At 70.9% G+C, this 7,872-nt stretch carries 4 protein-coding genes and 2 pseudogenes; 4 read left to right on the top strand and 2 right to left on the bottom strand.

The genetic code is table 11. From position 1 onward, the window contains the following. Positions 1-159: 159 nt before the first annotated feature. Both AC2W7A_RS06755 and AC2W7A_RS06750 read right to left on the bottom strand, forming a co-directional pair. Positions 160-1,020, bottom strand: coding sequence for a ParA family protein (locus AC2W7A_RS06755; protein WP_485990684.1), 861 nt, complete (start codon positions 1,018-1,020; stop codon positions 160-162). A gap of 340 nt (positions 1,021-1,360) precedes the next feature. Then, positions 1,361-3,313, bottom strand: a complete 1,953-nt coding sequence (locus AC2W7A_RS06750; RefSeq protein ID WP_485990683.1) for an AMP-binding protein — start codon at positions 3,311-3,313, stop codon at positions 1,361-1,363. 123 nt (positions 3,314-3,436) lie between these two features. Between AC2W7A_RS06750 and AC2W7A_RS06745 the strand changes: the two genes are divergently transcribed. From AC2W7A_RS06745 to AC2W7A_RS06730, 4 genes and pseudogenes are all read left to right on the top strand, one after another. Beyond that, positions 3,437-4,126 (top strand): GntR family transcriptional regulator, encoded by a 690-nt coding sequence (locus AC2W7A_RS06745; protein WP_485990682.1) that lies wholly within the window; start codon positions 3,437-3,439, stop codon positions 4,124-4,126. Further along, the gene (locus AC2W7A_RS06740) at positions 4,123-5,649 is read left to right on the top strand and encodes an MmgE/PrpD family protein (RefSeq protein WP_485990681.1); all 1,527 of its coding nucleotides are present in this window, start codon (positions 4,123-4,125) and stop codon (positions 5,647-5,649) included. Before AC2W7A_RS06745 ends, AC2W7A_RS06740 begins: the two co-directional genes overlap by 4 nt. Beyond that, positions 5,649-6,586: pseudogene (gene prpB, locus AC2W7A_RS06735) on the top strand (methylisocitrate lyase). Before AC2W7A_RS06740 ends, prpB begins: the two are co-directional and overlap by 1 nt. A 64-nt stretch (positions 6,587-6,650) precedes the next feature. After that, positions 6,651-7,792 (top strand): annotated as a pseudogene (locus AC2W7A_RS06730) (bifunctional 2-methylcitrate synthase/citrate synthase). The last annotated feature ends 80 nt before the right edge of the window (positions 7,793-7,872 follow it).

Here is a 7,872-nt window from a genome sequence, read left to right as displayed (position 1 = left end):
GCTGCGGGCGGTGGGGGTTCGGGTGGGCGCTGCGGCGATCGCGGGCCCGTGACACGCGTCGGGCGCGCGTCGAACTGCCATTCTCGCAGATCGTCGCGCGCCCGTCGCCCTCCGGCGGGTGTGAGGTTCAGCCCCTCCCGGCCGGCACGGTCCCGTCGGTCACGGCGCCCCGCCGCGGCAGATGAGCTCGCGGGCGAGCTGGCGGTAGGCCTTGGCGCCGTCGTGGTTCTCGGCGAACTGGGTGATCGGGGTGGCGGCCACGGTGGCGTCGGCGAACTTGATGGAGCGCTTGATGACGGTCTCGAAGACCTTGTCCCCGAAGCCGGCCACGAGGGAGCCGACGACCTCCTTGGAGTGGAGGGTGCGCTGGTCGAACATGGTGGCGAGCACGCCGTCGATCTCCAGGTCCGGGTTGAGGCGGTCCTGGACCTTCTCGATGGTCTCCACGAGCAGGGCCACCGCGCGCAGCGCGAAGAACTCGGCGGTGAGCGGGATGATCACGCCGTGCGAGGCCGTCAGCGCGTTGACGGTCAGCAGCCCCAGGGACGGCTGGCAGTCGATGAGGACCACGTCGTAGTCGTCCCGCACCTGGCGCAGGGCCCGCTCGAGCACCTGTTCGCGGGCGACCTCGTTGACGAGCTGCACCTCGGCCGCGGACAGGTCGATGTTCGCCGGCAGCAGGTCCATGTTCTCGAACTCGGTCGGCAGGATCGCGTCCTTTGCCGAGGTCTTGCGCTCCATGAGCACGTTGTAGACGGTGACGTCGAGCTCGTGGGGGCTGGTGCCCAGGCCCGCGGAGAGGGCTCCCTGGGGGTCGAAGTCCACCATGAGCACGCGGCGGCCGTAGCCGGCCAGGGCCGCGCCGAGGTTGATGGTGGAGGTCGTCTTCCCGACGCCGCCCTTCTGGTTCACCATCGAGATGATGCGGGCCGGGCCGTGGCCCTCGAGCGGGCGCGGCTCGGGGAAGTCGTGCTTGGGCCGTCCGGTGGGGCCCAGGACCGGCTCGCCCTTGATGGTCATCACGGGGATCGGGTCGTACGTGGACACGGGGCTGCGACTCCTTCTGTCCCGGACGGCGCGCGCGGCGGTCCGGAGCGGGTGGCTGGGGTGCGGCGTCCTCCGCACGTCCTGCACCGATGCGGCACGGGAGGCGGCCGGAGCCGTTCTGCTCGGACTCCACAGTAGACCCTGCCCGCAGATCGTGCCGAGGCCGCTCGTCACGACGAAGGCCCCGCGCCGCCGTCGTGACGCGCACTGTTGCCCTGTCCCGCCGCCGGGAGCAGGGCTCCCCACGTCAGCGCCGTCCGTCGTGTGATCCGCTCCCTCATCGCCTTCCCTCCTCAGGCCTTCGGGATGCGGTTCAGCCGCGCGGGGACAGCAGCGGCTTCAGGCTGTCCAGGACCGACGGGTCCTCGATGGTCGAGGGCACGGTGTACTCCTCGCCGTCGGCCATCTGCCGCATGGTCTTGCGCAGGATCTTGCCGGACCGGGTCTTCGGCAGGGCCTCCACGATCGCGACGTCGCGGAAGTCCGCCACCGGGCCGACGCCGCGGCGCACGGCCTGCTTGAACTCGTCGAAGAGCGTCGTCTCCTCCTCCGAGCCCGGCTCCGGGGCGTCGATGCCGGACTTGAGGACGACGTAGCCGGCAGGCCGCTGACCCTTGAAGTCGTCCGCGAGGCCGATCACACAGCACTCGGCGACGGCCGGGTGCGTGGCCAGGGCGGCCTCGAGGACGCCGGTGGACAGGCGGTGGCCGGAGACGTTGATGACGTCGTCCGTGCGGCCGAGCACGAACACGTAGCCGTCCTCGTCCACGATGCCGGAGTCGCCGGTGGCGTAGTGGCCCTCGAAGGCGGACAGGTAGGAGTCGATGAAGCGCTGGTCGTCGCCCCACAGGGTCTGCAGGGTGCCCGGCGGCATCGGCAGGCGGACGGCGATATTGCCCTCCACCCCGGCCTCCACGGGCTCGCCCATGCCGTCGAGCACGACCACGTCATAGCCCGGGGACGGGACGGACGCAGAGCCGGTCTTCACCGGCAGCAGCTCGAGGCCCACCGGGTTCGCGGCGACGGCCCACCCGGTCTCGGTCTGCCACCAGTGGTCGATCACCGGGATGTCCAGGAGCTCCTCGGCCCACTTCTGGGTCTCCGGGTCCAGGCGCTCGCCCGCCGCGTAGAGGACCTTCAGGCAGGAGAGGTCGTACCGGTCCTTCAGATCGCCCTCCGGGTCCGCGCGGCGGATGGCGCGCAGGGCGGTCGGGGCGGTGAAGAAGGACTTCGCACCGTGCTGGGAGATCACGCGCCAGAACGCACCGGCGTCCGGGGTGCCCACCGGCTTGCCCTCGTAGAGGACGGAGGTGGCGCCGGCCAGCAGGGGCGCGTAGACGATGTAGGAGTGGCCCACCACCCAGCCCACGTCCGAGGCGGTGAACATGACCTCGCCCGGGCCGACGTCGTAGATGTTCTCCATGGTCCAGCGCAGCGCGACCGCGTGGCCGCCGTTGTCCCGGACGACGCCCTTGGGCTTGCCGGTGGTGCCGGAGGTGTAGAGCACGTACAGCGGGTCGGTGGCCCGCACGTCCACGGGCGCGGCCGGCTCGGCGGCGGCCACGGCCTCGCCCCAGTCCTTCCACTGCGCGCCGCCGCGCTCGGACACGTCCTGGAGCGAGGACTCGAAGCCGTCGCGGTGGTGCACCAGCACGGTGCGGACGGTGTGGCGGGCCTCCTCGAGGGCCTCGGCGACGGCCGGCAGGTACTCGACGCGGCGGCGTGGCTCGATGCCGCCGGAGCAGGTCAGGACCACGTCCGGGGCCGCGTCGTCGATGCGGGTCGCCAGCTCCTTGGGGGCGAAGCCGCCGAACACCACGGAGTGGACGGCGCCCAGGCGCGCGCAGGCCAGCATGGCGATGGGGGCCTCGGCGATCATCGGCAGGTAGATCAGGACGCGGTCGCCCCTGCCCACCCCCTCGGCGGCGAGCGCGCCGGCGAGCGCGGCGACCTTCTCGGTCAGCTGCGCGTAGGTGTACTCGGTGACCTCGCCGGTCATCGCCGAGTCGTGGATGAGCGCGACGGCGTCGCCGCGGCCGGCCGCCACATGCCGGTCCAGGCAGTTGTAGGCGGTGTTCATCACGCCGTCCGGGAACCACCGGTAGAGGGGTGCGTCGGAGTCGTCGACGGCCTGCGTGGGCGGGGTCGTCCAGTCGATCGCCTGGGCGGCCTCCAGCCAGAAGCCGTCCGGGTCGGACAGGGACCGGGCGTGCGCGTCGGCGTAGGCGCCGGTGGTGGGGGTGGTGGAAGCATCGTGTGTCGCCATACCCTGAGCCTAGTGTCCCGGCTCACACGCAAACAACGTCAGATGTATACATTTCATCCATGTGACACGGAAGCACCCCCGAAGGCTTCCCAGGGCAAGGGCGCGTCTGTATACACTGGGGCCATGCGAGCAAGCGAGAGGGCGTACCACACGCTCCGGTCCGAGATCCTGGACTGGACGCTGCCTCCCGGCACCCTGCTGGGCGAGGTGGAACTGGCCGAGCGCCTCGGCATCTCCCGCACCCCCGTACGGGAGGCCCTCTCCAAGCTGGTCGCCGACGGCCTGGCCGAACAGGGCGGCGGCCGCGGCGTCCTCGTCGCGGACCTGTCCCTCGAGCAGGCGGACCAGCTGTTCGACCTGCGCATCGCCCTGGAGTCCCTCCTGGCCCGCCGGGCCGCCGAGCGCGCCCAGGGAGAGACGGCCGAGCGCTTCCGAAGGCTCGCCGAGCGCTTCAGCGCGGCCGCGGACGCCCTGGACGGCGGGGCCGACCCCACCGACTACTACGAGATGGCCGGCGACCTGGACGTCGCCCTCGACGACGCCGCGGCCAACCCCTACCTGGTCTCGGCGCTGCGCACGCTGCGGCTGCACCTGGCCCGCCTGCGCCGCCTCTCCGCCAACGACCCGGCCCGCCTGGCCGCCTCGGCCGCCGAGCACGCGGACATCGCCTCCGCGGTCGCCTCGGGCGCCGCAGACCTGGCCGAGGCCACCACGCGGGTGCACCTGCACCACGCCTTCAGCCACCTGACCAGCCACACGACCCCCGACCACACCGACACACTCTTGACCGCATCGCCGAAGGAGAACCGATGAAGAACCACGAAGTCCGCGTCTACCGCTCGGAGGAGAACCTCCCCCGTGAGGACCAGCTCGCCTGGAAGCTCGCTGAGGTCGCCGTCGACCCGGTCGAGGTCGAGGCCGAGGTGGAGGAGATGATCATCAACCGCATCATCGACAACGCCTCCGTCGCCGTCGCCTCCCTCAAGCGCGGCCCGATCGTCGCCGCCCGCGCGCAGGCCATGTGCCACCCGGTGACCGCCCACGGCGAGGGCGCCACCGTCTTCGGCATCGACCAGAAGGTCTCCCCGGAGTGGGCCGCCTGGGCCAACGGCGTGGCCGTCCGCGAGCTGGACTACCACGACACCTTCCTGGCCGCCGAGTACTCCCACCCCGGCGACAACATCCCGCCGATCCTGGCTGTCGCCCAGCACGCCGGCCGCTCCGGCAGGGACCTGGTCCGCGGCATCGCCACCGGCTACGAGGTCCAGGTCGACCTCGTGAAGTCGATCTGCCTGCACAAGCACAAGATCGACCACGTGGCCCACATCGGCCCGTCGGCCTCCGCCGGCATCGGCACACTGCTGGGCCTGGACACCGAGACCGTCTTCCAGGCGATCGGCCAGGGCCTGCACACCACCACCGCCACCCGCCAGTCCCGCAAGGGCGAGATCTCCACCTGGAAGGCCCACGCCCCGGCCTTCGCCGGCAAGATGGCCGTGGAGGCCGCGGACCGTGCCATGCGCGGCCAGACCTCCCCGGTCCCGATCTACGAGGGCGAGGACGGCGTCATCGCCTGGATGCTGGACGGCCCGGACGCCCGCTACGAGGTCCCGCTGCCGGAGAAGGGCGAGGCCAAGCGCGGCATCCTGGACACCTACACCAAGGAGCACTCCGCCGAGTACCAGGCCCAGGCCTGGATCGACCTGGCCCGCAAGCTCCACAAGGAGCACCCTGAGGCCACCGACCCGAAGAACGTGGAGTCGGTGCTCATCAAGACCTCGCACCACACCCACTACGTGATCGGCTCGGGCGCCAACGACCCGCAGAAGTACGACCCGAAGGCCTCCCGCGAGACCCTCGACCACTCGATCCCGTACATCTTCACCGTGGCCCTGCAGGACGGCTCCTGGCACCACGTGGACTCCTACGCCCCGGAGCGCGCCGGCCGCGAGGACACCGTCGCCCTGTGGCACAAGGTGACCACCGTGGAGGACCCGGAGTGGACCCGCCGGTACCACTCCATGGACCTGGACGAGAAGGCCTTCGGCGGCGCCGTGGAGATCACCCTCGCCGACGGCACCGTGATCACCGACGAGATCGCCGTGGCCGACGCCCACCCGCTGGGCGCCCGTCCGTTCGCCCGCGAGCAGTACATCCAGAAGTTCCGCACCCTGGCCGAGGGCATCGTGACCGTCGAGGAGCAGGACCGCTTCCTGGACGCCGTGCAGCGCCTGACCGAGCTGAAGGCCGGCGAGCTGGACCAGCTCAACGTCAAGGCCGACCCGGCCTGGCTGACCGAGCAGGACCTGGCCGACGCCCCGAAGGGACTCTTCTGATGCTGTATTCGAAGCTCACCGCCGAGCAGAAGCGCACGAACCTGCGCGCCACGCTCGCCGAGGGCGGCGCCGCGCAGTTCCCGGGCGCGTTCACCCCGCTGACGGCGCGGCTGATCGAGGAGAAGGGCTTCCCGGGCGTCTACATCTCCGGCGCCGTCCTGGCCAACGAGCTGGGCCTGCCGGACGTGGGCCTGACCACCCTCACCGAGGTCGCCGCCCGCGGCGGTCAGATCGCCCGCCTGACGGACCTGCCCTGCCTCATCGATGCGGACACCGGGTTCGGCGAGCCGATGAACGTGGCCCGCACCGTCCAGGAGCTCGAGGACGCCGGCCTGGCCGGGTGCCACATCGAGGACCAGTTCAACCCGAAGCGCTGCGGCCACCTGGACGGCAAGAACATGGTGGACCTGGAGACCGCGGTCAAGCGCATCCGCGCCGCCGTGGACGCCCGCAGGGACCCGAACTTCCTCATCATGGCCCGCACCGACCTGCGCGCCGTGGAGGGCCTGGACGCGGCCATCGCCCGCATGAAGGCCCTCGTGGAGGCCGGCGCGGACGCGATCTTCCCCGAGGCCCTCAAGGACCTCGGCGAGTTCGAGACCGTCTGCAAGGAGCTGGAGCCGCTCGGCGTCCCGGTCCTGGCGAACATGACCGAGTTCGGCAAGTCCGAGCTGTTCACCCGTGACCAGCTCGCCGGCGCCGCGTGTCCATGGTGATCTACCCGGTCACCCTGCTGCGCTCCTCCATGGGCGCCTCCGAGCGCGTGCTGGACGCGATCCGCACCGAGGGCACCCAGCAGTCGCAGGTGGACCAGATGCTCACCCGCGCCCGGCTGTACGAGCTCGTGGACTACGAGGCGTACAACCGGTTCGACACCGGGATCTTCAACTTCGAGGTCCCGACGCTCGACATCGACTCGAACAACGCCAACCTCTGACCCCTCGCCGGCGGCGCGGCTCACCCACGTCGCGCCGCCGGCCGTTCCCCCAAGGAGGGACACCATGACCGAAGAGATCAAGAAGGGACTCGCCGGAGTCGTCGTGGACCACACGGCCATCTCCAAGGTGAACCCGGAGACCAACTCCCTGCTCTACCGCGGCTACCCGGTGCAGGACCTCGCGGCGAACCTGCCGTTCGAGGCCGTCGCCCTGCTGCTGTGGACCGGCGAGCTGCCGTCCGACGCGGAGCTGAAGCAGTTCCAGGAGTTCGAGCGTGCCAACCGTGACCTCGACCCGAAGGTGAAGCAGGCCATCGACCTGCTGCCGACCGACTGCCACCCGATGGACGTGGGCCGCACCGCGGTGTCCGTGCTGGGCGCGAACCACCCGAAGGCGGAGGACTCCTCCCCGGAGGCCGAGCTGGAGAAGGCGAAGTCCCTCTTCGCCGCGTTCCCGGCCGTCGTCGCCTACGACCAGCGCCGCCGCCGCGGCCAGGACGTCGTGGAGCCGAACGCGGACCTGGACTACTCCGCCAACTTCCTCTGGATGACCTTCGGCGAGGAGCAGCCCGAGGAGGTCGTGGACGCGTTCCGCGTCTCGATGGTCCTCTACGCGGAACACTCCTTCAACGCGTCCACCTTCACCGCCCGTGTGATCACCTCGACCCTGTCCGACCTGCACTCGGCCGTGACCGGCGCCATCGGCGCCCTCAAGGGCCCGCTGCACGGCGGCGCGAACGAGGCCGTCATGCACACCTTCGACGAGATCGGCATCCGTGAGGAGGAGTCCCGCGAGGACGCCGCCGCCCGCTCGAAGGCCTGGATGGAGGACGCCCTGGCCCAGAAGAAGAAGGTCATGGGCTTCGGCCACCGCGTGTACAAGAACGGCGACTCCCGCGTGCCGACCATGAAGGCCGCCCTGGACCGGATGATCGAGCACTACGGCCGCCACGAGATGCTCGGCCTGTACGACGGCCTCGAGGCGCCATGGAGGAGGCCAAGCAGATCAAGCCGAACCTCGACTACCCGGCCGGTCCGACCTATCACCTGATGGGCTTCGACACCGAGATGTTCACGCCGATCTTCATCGCGTCCCGCATCACCGGGTGGACCGCCCACATCATGGAGCAGCGTGCCGCGAACGCCCTGATCCGCCCGCTGTCCGAGTACAACGGCCCGGACCAGCGCGAGCTGCCCGGCGCCTGATCCGCTCCCCTCGCCCGGCCCCCCGGGCAAGGCTTCGCGACGACGCCCCGCACCTCCGCACGGAGGGTGGCGGGCCGGTC

Source organism: Micrococcus sp. LASM2_SD2 (assembly GCF_057364565.1).
This window is presented reverse-complemented; position numbering and strand designations above follow the sequence as displayed.

Excerpts from the sequence above, each read along its gene's own strand:
- AC2W7A_RS06740 (WP_485990681.1), top strand. The coding sequence starts at position 4,123 with ATGAAGAACCACGAAGTCCGCGTCTACCGCTCGGAGGAGAACCTCCCC.
- AC2W7A_RS06750 (WP_485990683.1), bottom strand. The coding sequence starts at position 3,313 with ATGGCGACACACGATGCTTCCACCACCCCCACCACCGGCGCCTACGCC.
- AC2W7A_RS06745 (WP_485990682.1), top strand. The coding sequence starts at position 3,437 with ATGCGAGCAAGCGAGAGGGCGTACCACACGCTCCGGTCCGAGATCCTG.
- AC2W7A_RS06755 (WP_485990684.1), bottom strand. The coding sequence starts at position 1,020 with ATGACCATCAAGGGCGAGCCGGTCCTGGGCCCCACCGGACGGCCCAAG.